Origin of the sequence: Maribacter algarum (ex Zhang et al. 2020) (assembly GCF_005885635.1) — a bacterium.
Taxonomy (GTDB): Bacteria; Bacteroidota; Bacteroidia; order Flavobacteriales; family Flavobacteriaceae; genus Maribacter_C; species Maribacter_C algarum.
The window spans coordinates 742,118-762,738 of the sequence record NZ_VATY01000002.1 but is presented as its reverse complement, the minus strand read 5'-3'; the positions used below and the strand labels follow the sequence as shown (position 1 = coordinate 762,738).

General features: G+C 38.7%; 13 protein-coding genes. 5 read left to right on the top strand and 8 right to left on the bottom strand.

Going from position 1 to position 20,621, the window contains the following annotated elements:
* The first annotated feature begins 36 nt into the window (after positions 1–36).
* Complete coding sequence (locus FEE95_RS12200; RefSeq protein WP_138658224.1) at positions 37–2,208, top strand: endonuclease MutS2; 2,172 nt, start codon at positions 37–39, stop codon at positions 2,206–2,208.
* A gap of 270 nt (positions 2,209–2,478) precedes the next feature.
* On the opposite strand, the gene FEE95_RS12195 is transcribed toward FEE95_RS12200, so the two are convergent.
* Positions 2,479–4,050, bottom strand: a complete 1,572-nt coding sequence (locus FEE95_RS12195; protein WP_138658223.1) for a thiol-activated cytolysin family protein — start codon at positions 4,048–4,050, stop codon at positions 2,479–2,481.
* 310 nt (positions 4,051–4,360) lie between these two features.
* Between FEE95_RS12195 and FEE95_RS12190 the strand changes: the two genes are divergently transcribed.
* Both FEE95_RS12190 and FEE95_RS12185 read left to right on the top strand, forming a co-directional pair.
* Positions 4,361–6,241 (top strand): tetratricopeptide repeat protein, encoded by a 1,881-nt coding sequence (locus FEE95_RS12190; RefSeq protein ID WP_138658222.1) that lies wholly within the window; start codon positions 4,361–4,363, stop codon positions 6,239–6,241.
* Positions 6,242–6,280: 39 nt separating this feature from the next.
* The gene (locus FEE95_RS12185) at positions 6,281–6,688 is read left to right on the top strand and encodes a thiol-disulfide oxidoreductase DCC family protein (RefSeq protein WP_138658221.1); all 408 of its coding nucleotides are present in this window, start codon (positions 6,281–6,283) and stop codon (positions 6,686–6,688) included.
* Here FEE95_RS12185 and FEE95_RS12180 read toward each other — a convergent pair.
* Positions 6,680–8,545: a type II CAAX endopeptidase family protein gene (locus FEE95_RS12180; RefSeq protein WP_138658220.1), complete on the bottom strand. Its 1,866-nt coding sequence runs from the start codon at positions 8,543–8,545 to the stop codon at positions 6,680–6,682. The genes FEE95_RS12185 and FEE95_RS12180 overlap by 9 nt on opposite strands.
* 145 nt (positions 8,546–8,690) lie before the next feature.
* On the opposite strand from FEE95_RS12180, the gene FEE95_RS12175 reads away from it, so the two are divergent.
* Entirely contained in the window at positions 8,691–10,790 is a 2,100-nt protein-coding gene (locus FEE95_RS12175) for a DUF4139 domain-containing protein (protein WP_138658219.1), read from the top strand.
* A 194-nt stretch (positions 10,791–10,984) separates the two neighbouring features.
* Here the strand turns inward: FEE95_RS12175 and FEE95_RS12170 are convergent, their stop codons facing one another.
* The 5 genes from FEE95_RS12170 to aroC all read right to left on the bottom strand — a co-directional run bounded on the left by FEE95_RS12170 (position 10,985) and on the right by aroC (position 16,601).
* Positions 10,985–12,157: a flavohemoglobin expression-modulating QEGLA motif protein gene (locus tag FEE95_RS12170; protein ID WP_138658218.1), complete on the bottom strand. Its 1,173-nt coding sequence runs from the start codon at positions 12,155–12,157 to the stop codon at positions 10,985–10,987.
* Positions 12,154–12,978, bottom strand: coding sequence for an N-formylglutamate amidohydrolase (locus FEE95_RS12165; protein ID WP_138658217.1), 825 nt, complete (start codon positions 12,976–12,978; stop codon positions 12,154–12,156). The genes FEE95_RS12170 and FEE95_RS12165 overlap by 4 nt, the downstream gene beginning before the upstream one ends.
* A complete protein-coding gene (gene gshB / locus FEE95_RS12160) occupies positions 12,971–14,002 on the bottom strand; it encodes a glutathione synthase (RefSeq protein ID WP_138658216.1) in 1,032 nt (343 codons plus the stop codon). The genes FEE95_RS12165 and gshB overlap by 8 nt, the downstream gene beginning before the upstream one ends.
* A 19-nt stretch (positions 14,003–14,021) precedes the next feature.
* Positions 14,022–15,473, bottom strand: a complete 1,452-nt coding sequence (locus FEE95_RS12155; RefSeq protein ID WP_138658215.1) for a dicarboxylate/amino acid:cation symporter — start codon at positions 15,471–15,473, stop codon at positions 14,022–14,024.
* A gap of 63 nt (positions 15,474–15,536) precedes the next feature.
* Positions 15,537–16,601 carry a chorismate synthase gene (gene aroC / locus FEE95_RS12150; RefSeq protein ID WP_138658214.1) on the bottom strand — a complete coding sequence of 355 codons (1,065 nt, stop codon included), beginning with the start codon at positions 16,599–16,601 and terminating at the stop codon, positions 15,537–15,539.
* Between the two features lie 193 nt (positions 16,602–16,794).
* Here aroC and FEE95_RS12145 point away from each other — a divergent pair, with 193 nt between their 5' ends.
* A complete protein-coding gene (locus FEE95_RS12145) occupies positions 16,795–17,682 on the top strand; it encodes a UDP-2,3-diacylglucosamine diphosphatase (RefSeq protein ID WP_138658213.1) in 888 nt (295 codons plus the stop codon).
* Here the strand turns inward: FEE95_RS12145 and FEE95_RS12140 are convergent.
* A complete protein-coding gene (locus tag FEE95_RS12140) occupies positions 17,662–20,571 on the bottom strand; it encodes an FAD-binding and (Fe-S)-binding domain-containing protein (RefSeq protein WP_138658212.1) in 2,910 nt (969 codons plus the stop codon). The two genes, FEE95_RS12145 and FEE95_RS12140, sit on opposite strands and share 21 nt — an antisense overlap.
* Positions 20,572–20,621 lie beyond the last annotated feature (50 nt).

Sequence of the window (20,621 nt, the reverse complement as noted above, 5' to 3'; positions counted from 1 at the left end):
GCGTATTCCATACATTTGCCTTCGGTTTTATCAACTATGATTTCAATACATACTAAAACACTTCAAGACCTAGAGTTTCCAACGGTTCTGCAACAAATTGCAGCAAGGTGCAATACAGAATTGGGTAAGGAACGTGCTCTTGAAATCAAACCCATGTTAGATGAGGGAGCAATCCGCTTGGTTTTAGGCCAAACCTCGGAATATTTATCCTCGTTGGTTAGCGAAAATCGCATTCCCAATCATGGATTTGACCGTATTGATTCCGAATTGAGTCTTCTAAAAATCGAAAACACAACCTTGGAGGTCGGAAGTTTTCGGAAAATCGGGACCATATGTACAACTATTGCCACGCACAAGAAATTCTTTAAAAAATTTAAGGAGTATTATCCTTTGTTGTTCGCAGCTAGCGAGGAAATTGCATTAAACACCGAGATTCCTAAAGAAATAGATTCGGTTATTGACCGATTCGGAGAAGTTAAAGATCGTGCTTCGGACAAGTTATTTTCTATTCGTAGACAGATGAACCAGGTCAAGGGAAAGATTAGCCAAAGCTTTGCTTCTGCCCTGAATTTGTATAACGGCTCGGATTATTTGGATGATATTCGGGAGTCCGTTTACGAGAACCGTCGTGTTTTAGCGGTTAAAGCCATGTACCGTAGAAAAGTAAAAGGTTCGGTTATGGGTAATTCCAAAACGGGAAGTATTGTTTACATAGAACCTGAAGCCACTTTGAAGTACAGTCGCGAGCTCAATAACCTGGAATTTGATGAAAAGGAAGAAATTCAAAGAATCCTAAATCAACTTACGGCACTAATACGCCCCTTTGCCCCTATTCTTTCGGATTATCAAGAGTTTCTTGCACAAATTGATGTCACAGCGGCAAAAGCAAAATATGCCTCCGATACGAATGCGTTACTTCCAAAGATAAACGAGGAGAAGCGTCTATTTTTAAGGGATGCATATCATCCACTGCTTTTCTTAGATAACAAAATAAGAGGTGAGAAAACCTTTCCGCAGACCATAGAATTACATCCAGAAAATCGAATTATTGTTATTTCAGGCCCGAATGCTGGTGGAAAAAGTATCACGCTAAAAACCATTGGATTACTGCAAGTGATGTTGCAAAGCGGACTGCTTATTCCCGTTCATGAACGAAGTTCGATTTGTTTATTTGATAGAATTTTAACGGATATAGGAGACAATCAATCCATTGAAAATCATTTAAGTACGTACAGCTATCGGCTTAAAAACATGAACTCTTTTTTAAAGAAGTGCAATGCCAATACGCTGTTCCTAATCGATGAGTTCGGTACAGGTAGTGACCCAGAACTTGGCGGTGCCTTGGCGGAAACTTTTCTTGAAGTATTTTACGAGCGGGAGGCATACGGCGTAATAACAACCCATTACGCCAATTTGAAACTGCTTGCCAACGAATTGCCTCATATCTCCAATGCCAACATGCTTTTTGACGGTAAAACATTGGAACCGACCTTTCAATTGGTCCTGGGTGAAGCTGGTAGTTCCTTCACTTTTGAAGTAGCACAAAAGAACGGCATCCCCTACTCGCTTATCAACAAGTCAAAGAAGAAGATAGAACGCGGCAAAGTGCGTTTTGATGCCACAATAGCCAAATTGCAAAAAGAACGCAGCAAAATGGCTAAAACGGGCTCTAGAATGCAAGAAGAAGAGTCCAAAGCAAGAGAAGAAGCTGCACGATTGGAAAAACTGAATGCCAAGATTAAAGCTAAACTTGAAAATTATCAGGAATTATACGACCACGACCAGCGCATGGTACATTTGGGCAACAAAGTGGATAAAGTAGCCAACAAGTACTTTCAGGATAAGAAAAAGCGCGTCATGGTATCTGAACTGATTCGTATTGTTGAAACCGAAAACAGCAAGCGAAAAAAGAAATCAGCCAAACAGGATAAAGCCGAACGGACAAAAAAGGCTCAAGTAGCTCAGGAAGTTCAAAAAGAAGTCAAGGTCATTCGTCAAAAAAAGAAAGTCGAAAAGAAAAAAGCAGTTCAAAATGAAAAAAACCAACCGAAGCCCGTTTTTAAAGTTGGAGACCGTGTTCGAATGATAGACGGCAAGGCTGTGGGCTCTATTGACACCCTAGAAAAAGGCAAGGCTGTGGTCAATTACGGTATGTTTACGACCAATGTTAGCGTAGATCAGTTGGAGTTAGTAGGAAGCAAGAAATAACATGCAATTTAATTTGATTATCAAATACTTAAACTAAATCGTATACGATTTTAAACTATTCCTCCTATTGAAAATAAAGTGACATAGTCATGGAAAAAGATTCCAATTCAGCACTTCAGCCTATTTCTTCTGCTACCCCAACTGGTAAATTACAGAATTCCAAAAATCCAACATGCTAAAAATCCAAGAATCCAATAAAATAACAGCCGACACCAAGCTGTTGAATCACAACTTAGGGCGCCGACTGAATTAAGCATTCCCCCTGCTTGCTTATCTTATTCTTTGTACGCTGAAAGATGCGCGTACATCATGTTGGGGCTTCTCATCGAACCTAAGTTCTCGTGGAAGGGCAGCCGCTGTTGGGATGTCCCTTAACTGGACCCGAACCGATCTTGAGCCAAGAAAGTCATCAGAGGAAGTATCCTCATCGGTAAGGCTACCAGATAATTCTACGTAATCTGAATCATAATTCGGTCTATAAAGCTCAATTTCTACACTTTGATTGATGGTATGCGTACCTTCAGTTCTCAAGTTATTAGACTTACTGCGACTCCAACTTACTTCGCTACTCGAACCTGTATTTACCTTCCCCTTTAAGTTTCCGAACAATTCTAAGTGTGAACCTTCAAAGCCGCCTGGGGTATTGACTACGCGCAAATTGTTAATGGTTATCTTAAATCGCGGATAAGCCAAATCACATGTTCTAATAGGATACTCGGTACTTAAAACTATGCGCGCGACAGGAGTTCCCTGTTTTATAAAACGCAGTTTGTACGCCAGTGGAGCGCCCGGAGAATCTTTAGAGTAATCTCCACCTTCGGCAATAAAAGAATAGACTTCTGCTGGTCCATTTATCGTTTGGGCCGCATCACTTCCTGAACCACCAATTATCAATCCTTTTATCGTAGACTCGTCGATTGTTTCTTTATAGTTCGCTTCGACACTACCATCCCCTGATGCAAATGTTGCACTCAAAGCAGCGTTTATCTCAGATTCCGAACTATTTGTTTCTATTGTATAAATGACCATTCGGCCATAAGCCACGGAAGAGACAAAAACTGGAGCGGTAGATCCTAATAAGGCAAGGTCTGGCAATGAATTGAAAAGGTCACTGGGATTATTCGGCAGGTCCATATCAATGGTATAATAAGTCTGTAAATATTTGAGTACAAATTTGTTTCGCTTCGTATTATTACTAAAATCGATTGCGGCACTTACTTTTACACCCGCGGAGCGGTAATTTGCACCTATAGCAACATTTAATTGTTGTTCACTATATACTTGGGTAATTTCAAAGCTTACCCGCGCCGCAGTGGCGCCAGTAACTTCTTGATCCAAAATAGTCTTTATACCTTCCCTTACAGTTGATAATTTTGGATCTTCAATAGCGACTACAGGACTTCCGCTTATATTCGTGAGAGATGCCGAAAGTGTTATCGGCGCCCTACTTCCAGTAATCGGAATATATTCGCCGGAAGGAATCGACTCACCCTTTAAAAGAGCCCCGGGATATATAACATCGGTAGTAGGGTCAAGTGAAAGCAATTCGTCAAAACCAGGAGCGGCCTTAAAGGTCTTTACCGAACATTCAAGAGCAGCATCTTCCGTGTCGCGTTGCGGGTCGTTTTCGTCGATTACCTCAGGTTCTGAGATCTCTTCTGGTTGAACAAAACCAGAAAGGTTGGCTACCGACGTATTAAAAGAATTGGCCAAGTCATCGGGAATGGGAGCTGGACCTTCATTTATTTCGTTTTTACTACACGATAGAAATAATAAAGTAAAAAGTATTGTCGTCAATACTAGTTGGAGGAACTTTTTCAAATCAATCGTTACTGTTTTCATAATTAAAGTTTTTAGGATTCAACAGTTCGAAACTAGACAGTTGCACACCCCATACCTAAATTAAAGTATGGACAAACTATGGACAAATAGGCCATTTCAAGGATGAATCAGACATGGACGAATGATTTATTGAAGTTTCATATTTTTAATATAAATATTTGATAATCAATTATTTAAAATTAATTTAAATAGACAAAATATTTTAAATACCATGGACAAAGTATGGACGAAGGGTTTTTGCGGGTTTTTCGCCCCTTAAGACTGCATTACTATAATTTGTACCTTGAATAACCTAAAACAACCTTGCCTCATGAAATCAAAACGTTTTTGTTTTCCTCTTTTTATGCTCTCCTTTGCTGTAATACAATCTCAAGATCAGACAAGAGTCGATAGCCTATTGAAGCTTTACGAAAACGAGACTACAATCGAAGAGAAAGTTCACTTACTTGACGAGCTTGACGAAATCTATATCTACACAAAACCAGATAGCGCCAAGGTTTATGTCGACGAGATGTTGAAGATCTCGAAAGAAGGCGAATACAAGCACGGTATACTGCGGGCAGAGTTTTTATTGGGACACTACTACTCTACCCTAGGTCAAATGGATGTTGGTGCAGAATATTACCGAAAAACACTAGAGCGTTCTATAAAAGATGACGACGACACCTTTTTAGCCACCGTTTTGAAAAACCTGTCAATTTACGAATCTCACATTGGTAATTACCCAGAGGCAATACGCTTGATGGACTCCTCGGCCACAATTCAAAAAGAATGGGGTGACTTTATGCGCTATGGTTCGGCCCTGAATGTAATCGGAAAAAACTATTATGATATGGGTAACTATCCAAAAGCCATGGAAATGTACCAAGCCGCACTTAAAACAATGGACACCATTCAGATTAAGACCTATCACAAAGCGGATGTTTTAGGAAATATAGGCAGCTTGCACAGTATCCAAAAAAGCTATGACCAAGCCCTAAAATATTTTGAGATGGCCATGGAGGTCTATATGGCCACCGACGATAATCTTTATCAAGCAACCACTTTGGTTGACATTGGAAATGTTCTTGATTCCCAAAAGGAATATGATCTTGCCATTGACAGTTACAAGAAAGGGCTGGCCATTAGCGAGAAATACGATTTTCCTACGATTAAGGTCTTGTGTTTGGGTAACCTTGGCAGCATATACAAAGAACAAGGCAAGTACGATGAAGCCATTAAACATCTAAAACAGGCACTTCAAATGAAAGATGCTGAAAATTCAGGAATCAACAAAGCCAATTATCTTGCTGAATTAGGTTATACCTACGCGTTGAAAGGAGATTTCGATAATGGTTTCGACAAATTAAACACGGCCGTTGACCTTGCCGATTCCATAAAAGTCGGCAATGAACTTCAAGCCGCACTTCAATATCGTGCTTTGGCTTACGAAAAGAACGGAGAGCTTCAAAATTCAGTGCGTGACCTAAAGCGCTCACAAAAAGTAAAAGACAGTCTATTTTCGTTAGCAAAGGCCAAGCAAATTGATGAGTTACAGACAAGTTACGAAACCGAAAAAAAAGAGTCGGAAATTGCCCTTCAACAATTTGAAATCAATACACTCAACGAAAAAGCAAAAGTCGATAAACTCACTAAAGGGCTTTATGCCGGGGGTATGTTCACTTTTTTAACCGTTTCCGGACTTTTGTTCTTCAGTTTTAGGCAGCGAATGAAAAAGAACAGGATCGAACGTGAAAAGCAAGAGGAAATCTACAAGCAAGAAATCGAACACAAAAAGAAGGAATTGGCAAGCCAAACATTGCATCTGGTTCAAAAGAATACCTTTATTCAAGAGCTGATGGAGAATCTTGAAAATATCAAGAACTCTCCGGAAAAATTCAAAATGGAATTCCGTCGCATTGTTATGCTTCTTAAAAAAGAGAATGCCTCCGACAAAGACTGGGAAGTCTTTAAAACCTACTTCGCCGAGGTTCACAATGACTTTGACCAAAAGCTAAAAACACTCTACACAGATATTTCTGAAAAGGAGATTCGCCTAGCAGCCTTTTTACGAATGAATTTGACAACCAAAGAGATTGCGGCCACCTTGAATGTTTTACCCGATAGTATTTTGAAGTCTAAGTATCGGTTAAAGAAGAAGCTAAATCTGGATAAGGAGACTGATTTGACCAGTTTTTTAAATACCTTATAAAATTTAGGTGTTACTTCTACCCTAGCGTATCTTTGCTTTGTGGAAGAAAATAAGAAAATCATTCTTTTCGATGGCGTTTGTAATCTTTGCAATGGCTTTGTGCAGTTTGTAATCAAACATGACAAAAAAGATGTTTTTCGATATGCTTCATTACAAAGCGAAATCGGGCAGCAGCTAATTTCAGAACGAAATATTGATACTTCGAAGATAGATTCCGTGGTGCTCATCGAACCTGGAGTCGCATATTACATTAAATCGGACGCCGCCTTGCAGATTGGTCGGCATATCAGAGGATATCGCACGATTTCAAAGGTATTGAATTTGATTCCCAGTAGTTTACGAAACATCATATACGATTTAATCGCGCGCTACCGCTATACTTGGTTCGGTAAAAAAGACCAGTGCATGATTCCTACGCCTGAATTGAAGGGCAAATTTTTAGAATGATTCCCCAAATACGGAAGTCATCTTAGATAAGTAATACAAAGCCACGAGAATGGTGAAATTGTGAATACCGTGGAAGAAAATCCCCGTAAGTAGTCCCTTACTCTTTTTTACCCAGTAACCAGTAACAAGGGCAAACACAAAGAAAAACGGAAAAAGAGCTAAATCATCATGAACTAAAGCGAAGAGAATCGCTTGAATCACATTTGCCCCTTTAAATCCGACATATCTCTCAACAGAACCTAAAATCACTCCACGAAAAACTACCTCCTCATATATAGGCACTATTACAGCGACTAATAGTACTGTTACAAGAAATCCGTTCTGGGCCATAACGGCTAAAATTTCTTCTTTAGCATTGAGTATGATGTTAGATCCGACTGTATCCTCCAAATCAACAAATAGACTTAGTATTTTTATGAATATGCGATTGAAGACAACAAATAGAATGCCCAAGCCAATCATTTGACGTATGCTTAGGTTTGATTTGAATACGAACTTTATTTTCTTTCCCCCAAGGACCAATAATGTGCTAATTGCCATTAGAGCTACAAATAGAATCATTTCGTTGGCTAGAAGGCTTTTGTCTGTGCTCTCCTCGAAATACGTGTTACCCAAATCAAAATAATAGTTCAGAGTATCTTGATATTCAAAAATGATGACTGTCAGCACTGAAGCCAAAAGATAAAAGAAGCTAACTAGCCAAAAGTGCTTAATGTTCCATTGAGAATTCAGTTTTGGTCGAATAGAAATTCCACTTTTTCTTAAGAGTGACCCTAGACCATAGACAGGCATTACCCATAAATAGGGCAAAGCAAAAGCAACTAGGATTAATCCATAGAGTAAGAACAGATGAAACACTTCCGAAGGACTCCATCGTAATAGCGGGTTCTTGAGAAAAACCCGAAATCGTTTTACACCAAAAAAATCATCGTAACTGCTTTCTTCCTGAAGTTTGCGATATGATTCCAAGGCAACTTTACCTTCCGACTGCGCTAGATCATGTGCGAACAATAGTTGTTTGGCATTTATTTTGTTCCATTCTTTAATCGTGTCCCTAACTAAGAACTCTCTTGCAGTCGCGAAATCACCCAAATCCGCCATGGCTTTCGCCATTTCTTCGTTGTCGATAAAAGTCGAATCCCTTTTACCGATAACATCGAACAAATCCAAGGCTTTCTGCGGTTCGTTCAATTTTAGCAATAGGTTTGCCTTTTGATTCATTTTCCAAAGGGTAGTATCCTTTTCCAAATTTGGAAGTAAAACCTCTTTGGCCAAATCTTTCTTTCCCTGCGCTTCATAAATTTTGGCAATGGACAAAGATAAATCTAGGCTGTCATTCAGTTTTTGAGCTTTCTTATAATGCATGAGTGAGAGCCATTTCTTTTCTTGATGGTAATCACCCAACATTCTATTTATTTCCGCAACTTCGAGACTTAACCATTCGGTTCGATTGGTTTCTATTAGGCCTTTTGCACTATTTAAAACCTCAAGCTTATCCTCTCCATATAAATTCTCGGCGCGGTATATCAATACTTTCGGGTTTTTGGGATGCTTTGCTGCTAGATTAGAAATGCATTCTTCCGTTTCCTCATACTTCAGATTATACTCCTCATATTCATCCCAGTACGAATTGCCTATAAACTTGCAAAGTTCAACTTGCGCGGCAACATCATTAGGATTCCTATGAATATGTGCCTCATACAATTTTATGATTTCTTGAAAATTTTCGTCTTTGGAATTCGTCAATTGACTGACATAAAACTCATGACTATTAGTTTCACCGAATCCTGGAGTCTGCTGGGAGTAAACCCAGAACGTAAAGAGAAAGCTGAAGAATAAAATGGGGGTTTTTAACATCAAATCTGAATTGGATAGATAGTACTAACGGGGAAAACCGGTCAATAGTACTTGTTCGCTCATTGAGGTAACCACTTAACTAAGTTGTGGTTTTGGTTGCAATAACTAAGACCTAAGTTTACCCAAACTTTAAACAACAACCACTATGAAAAATCTGATTTTATTTCTCGTTTTATGTCCGTTCTTGATTTTTGGAAATGATGAAAAAATTCCTTCTAAAATAAAGGAGGTGACCGTATACTTAAGCGGTGCAAACATTACGCGAACCGCTGAATGCAATCTAGATGCTGGTACTTCTGAAATTACCCTAACTGGACTATCCACTAAGATAGACGAAAGTAGTATTCAGATTTCGGGGTTGCAGTCTGTGTCCATACTTTCTATGACTTATGACATTAATTATATGCCTTTGCTAATAGATGAAAGTGCTTCAAGGCCATTATCGGAAAGGCTAGATGCCATTGAGACTGAAATCGCAATGCTTAAAAACGACATATCCGGACTTCAAGAAGAAGAACAGGTCATCTATGCCAATCGCACGGTTAGTGCCAGAACTCAATCCTTAAGCCTAGAAAAAGTAAAAGAAATCAGCACATATTATCGCGAACGTATCACAGCTATAAAGAATGAAATCTTTAAAGCGAATCTTAAAGTAAAGCAATTGAATACTGAGACTCGAACCATACAAAAACAGATGGCCGAACTAAACAATGTCCCAGAAAAAGAACAGGGGGAAATCAGGATAAAGTTCGATGCACCTATAGCCACTATCCTAAACTTAGAAATAGCCTATCAAGTTCAGGATGCCGGATGGATTCCCAATTACGATATTAAATCTAAGGATATTAATACACCTTTATCCTTAAGCTATAAAGCGCACGTCTATCAAAAAACAGGAAATGACTGGAATGATGTAAATATCATTTTATCTACAGGGAATCCTAATATTAATGTTGCCAAGCCGAATTTAGGTACGAAATACCTCGACTTTACCAATGGATATCGAAATACAAATATTAGTGCTGCCAAAAAGAAAAAATATGTTTATAATCCTACTGTAAAAATAGTAACAGGGACCGTCGTGGATGAATCTGGCTCGCCTATTCCAGGGGCTAATATATTGATCAAGGGAACTACAAGAGGAACCCAAACGGACTTTGATGGGCACTTTTCACTTAATGTTGAAAATGGAAAAGAATTGGTGGTATCGTATATCGGTTCCCATAGTGCAGAACTGCCCATATATTCTTCGGTTATGAATGTTCGATTAGATGAGGACATTTCACAATTAGACGAAGTAGTTGTTATTGGCTATGGAAGTCAAACGAGACGGGAAACTACCAATGCTGTTAGTTCAGTAAATGTTGAAAATTTCTTATCAGGGAAAACAGCTGGAGTTCAGGTCACAAATGGTTCCAATATAAAACTAAGAGGTATCAATTCGTTAAAGGGGAACAATACCCCGTTATTTGTGCTGGATGGCATTCCCATTTCCTCAAATGAAATGTCTGAAATAGACCCAGAAATGATTGCATCAGTTGGTGTTTTAAAAAATTTAAAAGCCACATCGCTCTATGGTACAAGAGGAAGCAATGGTGTCATTATTATGACTACTAAAAAGAGTACGGTACAAGATGATATTACAACCACAAAGTTTGTTATCAAAAAACCATACTCCATTGCGTCAGATGGAGATATCACAGCAATAGAAATTAATACGTTTAAATTGGATGCCAAATACGAATACTTTGCCGCACCCATTGTAAACGAAAACGTATTTCTCACAAGTACATTCAAAGATTGGGAGCAGTACAATTTATTGCCTGGGGAAGCAAGTATTTACTTTAAAGGAACCTATGCCGGAAAGACAACAATAGATCCGTACACCACACAGAAGGAAATGACCGTTTCCTTGGGAATAGACCAAAACATTACGGTTACCAGAAAACAGAACAAAAATTTTAAAAGCAAATCGTTTACTGGAAGTAACCGTATTTTAGATAGAAAATATAATTTAGAAATCAAGAACAATAAAGCTGTCGCGATTGACCTGAAGCTGATGGACCGAATTCCTATTTCTCAAAACAAGGATATCAAAGTCGATGATATCGAAACCTATGCTGCAAACTATGAAAACAAAAAAGGTTTGTTGACTTGGGACTTAAAACTGTCTCCTCAAGAAACGAAGACAGAAAGCTTTTCATTTCAAGTAAGATATCCGAAGTACAAGCGGATTTCGATTTAGAGTTGTTAAATAGAACACTCGAAGTGACAATTTTGGCTTACTGTCACTTCGAATGTTTTCTTTTGAGGCACGAAAAAGAAAATGTATCGAGAACCCTACAGATTCAAATTATAACTACTTCACCATGAAAACTTCTCGATACAATTTTTAACCACGCTACACTCGTTAAAAATCACTCGAAGTGACCCTAGGTATTACTTCAAGTTATTTAATATAAAGTCCAAGGTCTTATTCATATTAAGATTTTGAAGGTAAGCCAAGTTTGTAAATTGATTTTTCTCGGCTAGTCCTAATTTATGAAGCTTTTGAATGGGCTGTTCATAATCTAAAGATACTTTACCCGATAATAAGGGTTCCATCGATTCTTCTTGTAGATAACGTTTATATATTTTTTTCAAACCACTTAAATACAGACGGTCTTTAGTAAAGCCCCCTCCTCTATGCGCACGAAGTGTAATTGTAAATGCATCATCACGATTAAGTTTGTATTGACCGTGAATCAAATCGAAGGTATCCGAAAAGGTATACCCCTTAATTAAACTATCAGATGCTAAAACGCGATAGGCCAGTTCCTTTAGACGCTTTAAAGTCAGTGCCCCACTCATGTACTCACTAAAAACAGCAAGTCCTTCTTGTGTTTCTACGTTTTTAGGAAATCCGTTAGAGAAAATCTTTAGCGGCTGTTGTTGTCCGTTATAAGTGGTTACTAGATGCACGCCAATCTCATGATTGGCCAAAGTGTGCAACTGATTTTTACTGAATTTGACGTTTCGTTTGATTAATAACGACTGTGAAGCGTTACTTACCATGGCTTCTGCAGCAATATGAGTTGAAAATTTGATGTTTAACGGAAAATCATATTGTTCTGCAAAATCCTCAAAATAGGCCTTAGCCTCTTCAGCGGTGAAAATCTTTTCCATTTCTCCTGAAACAGGTTCGTCAGCATAATGCAATATAAATCGGGCATTTTCAACATCTTTTTCTGTTGGCGAACCGTAGACACGAAGTGAATTGTAATGGAACTTCTTCTTCTGCCCTATTGTTTCGATACATTGTACCATGTTCGAATAGTAGTAGATGATTTCCTTGTACATCGTACGAATCTGTTCATCTTCTATTCGCTCCAAACGTTGTGAAAAGAACATCCGATGGAGTTTATACGGACTAAACTTTAACTTAGGATACCGAAATTCAGGATCAACCGAATATTTAGAAGCAAAAAACTGATGCTTCTCCTTTTCAATGTTCAGAGGGTTCACATAACTTAATAGTTCGATTTTCTTTACCAAGCGATCTAAATTGGCATCGATTTCGAAGATATCGGCGTATTCGCGCTGTAATTCGTTAAGCTTTGGGGATTGAATCATATTCGTTCCTGAAATTCCTTCAACTGCAAAGGTATCGATTCTTTCAATTGTTCTTCCACAGAACGAACGACTTCCGGATAAAGTATACCTTCATACTCATCGCAGTACACTTTGGCAATCTCCGTTGCCAAAACCAAAGTATTCTCAAAGTTTTGAGTAATGTATTTGAGGAAATAGCCATTCCCTTGGAACGTATCATTGATTTTTGAGGTTGATTTGATTCCGTTGGGAAGCTCCATCTCCCCTAACCTCTGACTCCAAGATTCGGCCAATTCGCCATAGCGGTTGTTGTCAATGTTAGCGGTGCCTAGGTTCCATGTAGGTACTTCTCTATCCCAGCGTTTCCAATTGTAGCTATGCATATCAAAAACGATGGCATTTCCATATTTTGATTCAATTTGATGCACCAGAGTATGCACAACCTTATAAAAATTAGTGTGTTTTTCTAAGCTAAGGCTTCTTTCTTCTTCAGCTAAGGGTTTTTTCCATAACTGTTTTCCCCAAGCATCTGTATAAATGGCAGTATCAGGAGCTCTGTTTAAATCATATTCAAAGCGACTGTCACAACCGGCAATAACAATCGGATGTGACTGTATCATTTCCTTGGTACAAGGATCTTCTTCATACCAACGGTCATATTCCGTATGCAAACAATTTTCCCAAAGCGATTTTCGAAATTGATGTCCGTCATGAACTGCTCCACAAATATATGGGGCGTATTCTTTTATTTTTAAGGTAAAAGAGTAGTCTTCTGAAACCGCTTCAAAAGGAATTTCAGATTCGATCTTGGAAATTATGGAATCTACAGAAAGTTTAAGCATTCTCAACTTCATTGCGAAGCCTTGAGCGTCTATCGAAGGCTTGTAATTGGTCAATTACTTTACTTTCAACAAAATCAATCACCTTAGATTGAATCTTAGTTTTATACACCTTGTTCATGTAGGTTATTCCGCCAGGAGACATCACGTTCACCTCAACAAGTTTTCCGCCAATCACATCAATCCCTACAAAGTAGAGTCCGTCTTTGACAAGTTTCGGACCTATTTGCTTGCAAAGCGCTTTCTCCTCTTTGGTCATGGAATGTTTTTGAACAGAACCACCTGCGGAAACATTCGAACGATGGTCATCTGTTCCAGGTACCCGCTTCATGGCTCCAATAGGCTCCCCATTTAAGATTAGAATTCGTACATCACCTTGGTCTGCACCTTCAATGTATTCTTGAAGTATAACATAGTTAGAGGTTCCATCAGAGTTAGTTATATAAAAATCTAGTAAAGACTGAATACTACTCATAGCAGATTTTTCAATCAAGATAACGCCTGAACCACCAAAACCATTTAAGGGTTTTAAAATCATCTTATCCGCTTTAGACTCTTTAATCTGACGGATTAAATGACGTTTGTTTTTAGATACATGTGTTGCTGGAATGATATTGCTATGAGAATCACCAAAAGCGGCCGTATAGAGTTTGTTATTTGCCTCTCGAATACCCTGGAGGGAGTTCATGATAAATACATCATCCTTTACGGAATCTAAAAAATTCAACATAATGGGATCTAAAGGTGGATTGGCACGCATGAAAATTACATCAAATCCAGCCAAAGGAAGCATTTCTTCCCGCAAGGAAGCCTGTTTATAAAAAGATTTCAAACTAGCGGAAACCTTATCCATTCTATTAATTACCGTACAAAAGGCATTGGTAACACTATTTCGAATGGTCAAATTAGCGGGAGTACATAGAGCTACTCCATGTTTACGTTTTACACATTCATGAATTAATGCTAGACTTGTATCATTTTCTGGGTCGATATCCTCCCACGGATACATTAGAAAACAGATGTTCATATTATCGCAGTTTAATATTCTACTTCACTTCATCATAATGGTCATCCCAATTTTTGGCTTTGGGATTATCGTGTAACTTGTCCACCGATTTTGCAACAATGGTTGCTACAGTAGCGTCTCCTGTAATGTTTACAACGGTTCGTAGCATATCTAAAGGTCTATCCACGGCAAATATCAAAGCTAAACCAATGGCATATTTATCTGGAGGAAACCCTACGGATTCCAAAACAATTACCAACATTACCATTCCCGCTCCAGGCACGGCAGCCGTTCCAATAGAGGCTAAAAGTGCTGTTAAAACAATAGTAAGTTGAGCAGTCAATGGAAGGTCAAAGCTAAGAGCTTGCGCAATAAAGACGGCAGCAATTCCCTGATAGAGACTTGTTCCGTCCATATTTACGGTGGCCCCTACAGGAAGTACAAAACTTGAGACTTCCTTATCGACTCCAATATGCTCTTCTACTCTTTCCATTGTAACCGGCAATGTCGCAGCACTTGAGCTTGTTGAAAAAGCTAGCAACTGCGCCGGACTCAACTGTTTCAAAAACCAAAAGGGATTCTTCTTGGCAAATACTGAAACCAAAATGCTGTAAAAAACAATCATTAAAAAGAGTCCAAGAACAACTACTCCGGCATATTTGAGCAGGGCCAATAAAATTTCAGGGTCGCTAGAAGAAACGACTACATTTGCCAATAGTGCGAAAACAGCATAAGGTGCAGTAAGCATTATAAGGTCAACCATCTTTAAAACGACATCATTAAGGGAATCAAAGAAATCTTTTAAGGGCCGAGCCCTTTTTTCACCAATCAATAGCATAGAAATTCCGATGAAAATGGTAAAAAATATAACCTGTAACATCAATTGGTTATTACCTAAAGCTGCTACTGCGTTGTCGGGTACCATATCTTCTAAGAACTTTAAGGGACCACTTTCTTTTTGCCGTGTGGCTTCTTCTAATTTTGCGGTGACACCTTCATCACTGGCGTAAGTAGATGTGAGTTTATCAATAGTTTCTTCAGAAATACCATTTCCTGGTTCGATTATATTGACCAATACAAGGCCCAGAATAATAGCTACAGTGGTTGTGCCTATGTAAATACCAATTGTACGAAGACCAATGTTTCGGAATTTGGAGATATCCTTTAAATCGGAAATTCCTTTAATTAGGGAAGCCAAAATAAGGGGGACCGCAATTAGTTTAAGTAATTTGATAAAAATGGTGCCAAAAGGCGCAATCCAATTACCGACAAACTCACGGGCTTTTGTTGAAGTGATGATTTTTTCTTCAGTAAGTACTTGTTCGTGAACAACTGTGCCATCCATTATCTTGTGAAGCACAGTTTCTCCTGCTGGTATTATTTGTAAAATAATCTCTTCTTTTCCCCATCCGGTCATCAAAAGAATAAACGCAAACAGAATTCCCAGTACCATTCCGATTAGAATCTGCCAATGCAACGCAAGTTTCATCATACCTAAGTTTAGTTTAGGTGAGTAAGATACTATTTTGAAAGGAAAGTTTCTAGAAAAGAAAAACTATAATTGAATTGTTCTATTTAGCAAGGTATAATCCGCCAAAACAAGGGCAGCCATCGCCTCAACAATCGGAACTGCCCGAGGCACTACACAGGGGTCATGTCTGCCTTTTCCTTGGGTCTGCACCTTATTGCCTTCTTTGTCGATTGTCTCGTAACCTTGAATTACAGTTGCCACTGGTTTGAAAGCCACATTGAAGTAAATATCCATTCCATTGCTAATACCGCCTTGCACGCCTCCACTATGATTGGTTTTGGTGCTGCCGTCAGAATTGTACTGGTCGTTATGGGCACTACCCTTCATTTTCACTCCTTCAAAACCACTTCCATACTCAAAACCTTTTACGGCATTTATGGAGAGCATTGCTTTTCCCAATTCCGCATGAAGCTTATCAAAAACTGGTTCTCCTAAGCCAACAGGGACATTTTGAATAACGCAGCTAATAATTCCACCGATAGTGTCTCCTTCTTTTCGGACTGCCTTGATATAGGTCTCCATTTGGGCTGCCATGTCTGAATCTGGACAGCGCACATCATTAGATTCTGTAAGTGTTAAATCCAAATCTTGATAGCTTTTTTCCAGTCGCAGGTCACCCACCTGCGAAACAAAGGCGTTTATTTTTATTCCAGCAAGCATCTGTTTGGCAATTGCTCCAGCTACTACCCTACTTGCCGTTTCTCTGGCTGAGCTACGTCCACCACCCCTATAATCCCTAAATCCGTATTTCTGGTCATACACATAATCGGCATGTGATGGGCGATAGGAATCTTTGATATGCGAATAGTCGTGTGATTTTTGATTGGTATTGTGAATCGCGAAGCCAATTGGTGTTCCTGTAGTTTTTCCTTCAAATATTCCAGAGTAGAATTCAACAGTATCGGGTTCTTTCCGTTGGGTAACGATTGCCGATTGCCCTGGTTTTCTCCGGTCCAACTCTTTTTGAATGGCATCGAGATCAATTTCCAAACCTGCAGGGCATCCATCTAAAACACCGCCAATAGCTATTCCGTGAGATTCTCCAAAAGTTGTAAGTTTAAATAGGTTTCCGAAGGTATTTCCCGCCATTGGTTAGATTAAAAATGATTGGCAAAGGTAAATCTTAAATTATTGACAAACAAAACAAGGGAAGGCGTAATGTTTTCATAACATTTGACACCCATGATTAAACTTAATTTAACCGAAAGAACATCTATTCTTGATTTGCATTAGAACACATTTCGATTTAACTACGCCTAATTTTGTAATAAACCTTTCTAGTTTGAAAAAACGTAAAATTGAAGTAGTTGTAATTTCAGACGTGCATTTAGGAACCTACGGTTGCCATGCTGATGAGCTTGTAGCCTACTTAAATAGCATACAACCAAAAAAACTTATTCTAAATGGGGATATTATTGACATTTGGCAATTCACCAAACGGTATTTCCCCTTATCACATATGAAGGTACTGCGAACGATTATTAGCATGGCCTCAAAAGGCACTGAGGTCTTTTATATTACAGGAAACCATGATGAAATACTTCGAAAATTTAGTGGTACTTCTATGGGCAATCTTTATGTATTGGACCAATTGACACTTACACTTGATGAAAAAAAGGCATGGTTCTTCCATGGTGATATTTTTGATGCCTCTATCAAGAATGCCAAGTGGTTAGCGAAATTAGGAGGGTATGGCTACGACTTTCTAATTGTAATGAATAAATGGATCAATTGGTGTCTCAACAAACTTGGAAAAGAGCGTTACTCGCTATCGAAAAAAATAAAGAACAGTGTAAAAAGCGCTTTAAAACACATTAGCAACTTTGAAAAGTCCGCCGTCGATATCGCCATTGAAAATGATTATGATTATGTTGTTTGCGGACATATACATCAACCTAAAAAAGAAATTATAATAACTAAGAAAGGTAGGTGTACTTATCTTAATTCTGGGGATTGGGTGGAGAATTTGACCGCTTTGGAATATTCCTTCAAACGTTGGAAAATATACCGCTATAGTCAAGACAAACTATTGCCTTTCTTTGTAGATGAGGAATTAAAGGGAATGGATATCAACGAACTAGTTGCATCAATAACAACCAAAAAGGAGAGAGAAAAAGAGAGTGAAAATAAAAAAGAAGGCAAGGCGCCTTTAAACAAGGGCTTCTTTTAAAATCGTAACTGGATGCTTTGCCACTCGTTCGGTTCCATCGTATATTTGGTGCCTGCAACTCGTTCCATTGGCAGATATGATAACATCCTCTTTAGATTTACGTATTGATGGAAATAGCTTTAACTCCCCTATTTGCATACTAACTTCATAATGTTCCTTTTCATAACCAAAAGAACCTGCCATGCCACAGCAACCAGAACTAATAATAGAAACCTTATAGTTCTCAGGAAGGTTTAATACATCAAAAGTCACCTTTTGATTACTCAAAGCTTTTTGATGGCAATGCCCATGAATTTTAACGGTTTTAGTCTCTTTGGTAAACTGATCCTGTGTAATATTTCCTTTTTCAATTTCCTGGGATAGGAATTCCTCTAGGAGAAAAACATTTTTTGCAATTGCATCTATTACTGCTTTATCTTCAGATAGTCTTTTGTATTCATCACGGAAAGTCAAAATCGCGGAAGGTTCCAATCCCACAACGGGAATCCCTTTATCCGTAAATTCTTTTAACTTGGGAATGTTAGCAAGCGCGAGCTTCTTTGCTTGTCTCAAAAAACCTTTTGACAAATAAGTCCGTCCACTTTCGGCATAAAACAACTCCACTTCATAACCCAAACGAGACAATACTTCGATAGCATCCTTGCCTAATTCAACATCTAGGTGATTCGTAAATTCATCTATATATAAAATCAAATTGTTTTTTGATTTAACATATTCTTTTTTAATTATTTGAAGGTGTTTATTGAAATTAAAACTATAAACTTTTGGTAAACTCCGTGCTTTCGCAACTCCCACAGATTTCTTCACAATCCCGCTAAGAAACTTAGAATCGTAGATTGCATTCGTAAGTCCGGAAACTGAAGCACCTAGTTTATTTAATTTGGTGTTATGCGCAAACAACTTGCTCCGCAATGGATAGCCATTTGCTTCTTGATACTGAAACTGAAACTCGGCCTTTAAAGTTGCCACATCTACATTACTTGGGCATTCGCTGGCGCAGGCCTTACAACTCAGGCACAAATCGAAAACCTCTTTCAATTCCTTTTGATTGAACTTGTTCTTTTCTTCAGAAGTCGTTAAGAACTCCCGAAGCGCATTCGCTCTACCACGCGTAGTATGCTTTTCGTCTCGCGTAGCATGATAACTTGGGCACATAGCTCCAGCCATTTTTTCCGTCTTTCGACAGTCCCCACTCCCATTACACTTTTCAGCGGCTTTTAAGATGCCCTCACTATCCGAAAAGTCCATTAGCGTCTCCACTTTAGGTTCTGTTCGGTCAATCTCATAGCGCAAGGATTCATCCATCGGAAAGGCATCAACAATCTTTCCTGGGTTTAATATGTTTTGAGGGTCAAAGTAATTCTTAATGCGTTTGAGCAATTCATAGTTCTTCTCTCCAATCATCAATGGAATAAACTCAGCCCTGACTATTCCATCACCGTGTTCTCCGCTAAAAGAACCCTTATATTTTTTGGTCAGCTTAGCAACATCGGTAGTAATTGCCCTGAAAAGCGAAACATCTTCCTTCTTTTTAAGATTAAGAATAGGCCTCAAATGCAGTTCTCCGGCCCCCGCATGTGCATAATACACGGCTTCTTGGTTATAGTCCTTCATGATTTCAGAAAACTCGCCAATAAAATCCTTCAAATCCTCCAAGGCAACAGCCGTATCCTCTATGCAAGCAACTGCTTTACGATCACCCACCATGTTTCCCAGAAGTCCGAGTCCTGCTTTTCGCAATTCAATAGCCTTACCGATATCATCATTATATAACACCGGACTAGCATAACTTAGTCCGGAATCTTTAATCGTTTCTTGCAACTTCGACAACCGCTTTTCCAAATCCACTTCCGAATCCGCCTTTATCTCAAGCATAAGCAGGGCTGCAGGGTTTCCTTCAACAAAAAATCGATTTGCTAATTGTTGTTTGTTATTTTTGGTACAGTCCAAAATAACCTTGTCCATCATCTCGCAAGTGTGCAAACTGTGCTGCATCGTTGGGGCAACATCGCTTAAGCAATCTTCCAAGGTTTTGTAGTGGGTTACTACCATTGCCGAAAGTTTCGGCGGCAAATCATCCAATTGCAATGTAATAGCTGTTGTGAAAGCCAATGTTCCTTCACTTCCGCTAAGGAGTTTGCATAGATTAAAATCATCGGAAAAATCCTTGAAAACATTTGTTTTTAAGAGCTCATCGACAGCATAACCTGTATTTCTTCTGTGTATACTCTCTTTAGGAAATTCAGATAGTATTTCTTCTTGTATACTTTTATTAGACAGCTCTTTAATAATATCTCTATAAAGTGAAGCTTCAAAGGTATTTCCGTGTGGTTTTGCTTCGAATTCTTTCTTGGAAAGCGATTTAAATACCACTTCACTCCCATCCGACAGAACAGTTTTCATCGCTACAACCTTGTCACGGGTTACCCCGTATTGAATTGAAGTTGTCCCAGAAGAATTATTTCCAACCATTCCTCCAATCATGCATCGATTTGAGGTAGATGTGTTAGGGCCAAAAAATAAACCATGTTGTTTTAATGCTTGATTGAGTTCGTCTCGAATAACTCCCGGTTGAACAGTAACCAATTTCTTTTCCTTGTCCAAAGCTAGAATTTCGGTAAAGTGTTTCGAGATATCAACGACAATTCCATCTCCAACGCACTGTCCTGCTAACGAAGTTCCTGCGGTTCTCGGAATTAGACCTATTTTATTCTTAGTGGCGAATTGAATTAATTTTTGAATATCCAGAACCGTTTTCGGAAAGGCAACTGCGAGCGGAATTTTACGATAAACAGAGGCATCAGTGGCGTATAGTGTTTTGCTTAAGGAATCCGCCTGTAGCTCTCCCTCGAGGTTATTTGCCAGCTCTTTTATCAAAATTTTATCCAATACGGAACAATTTTTGGGTACTTATTGAAGTTTTCAAGTTTAGAGCAAAG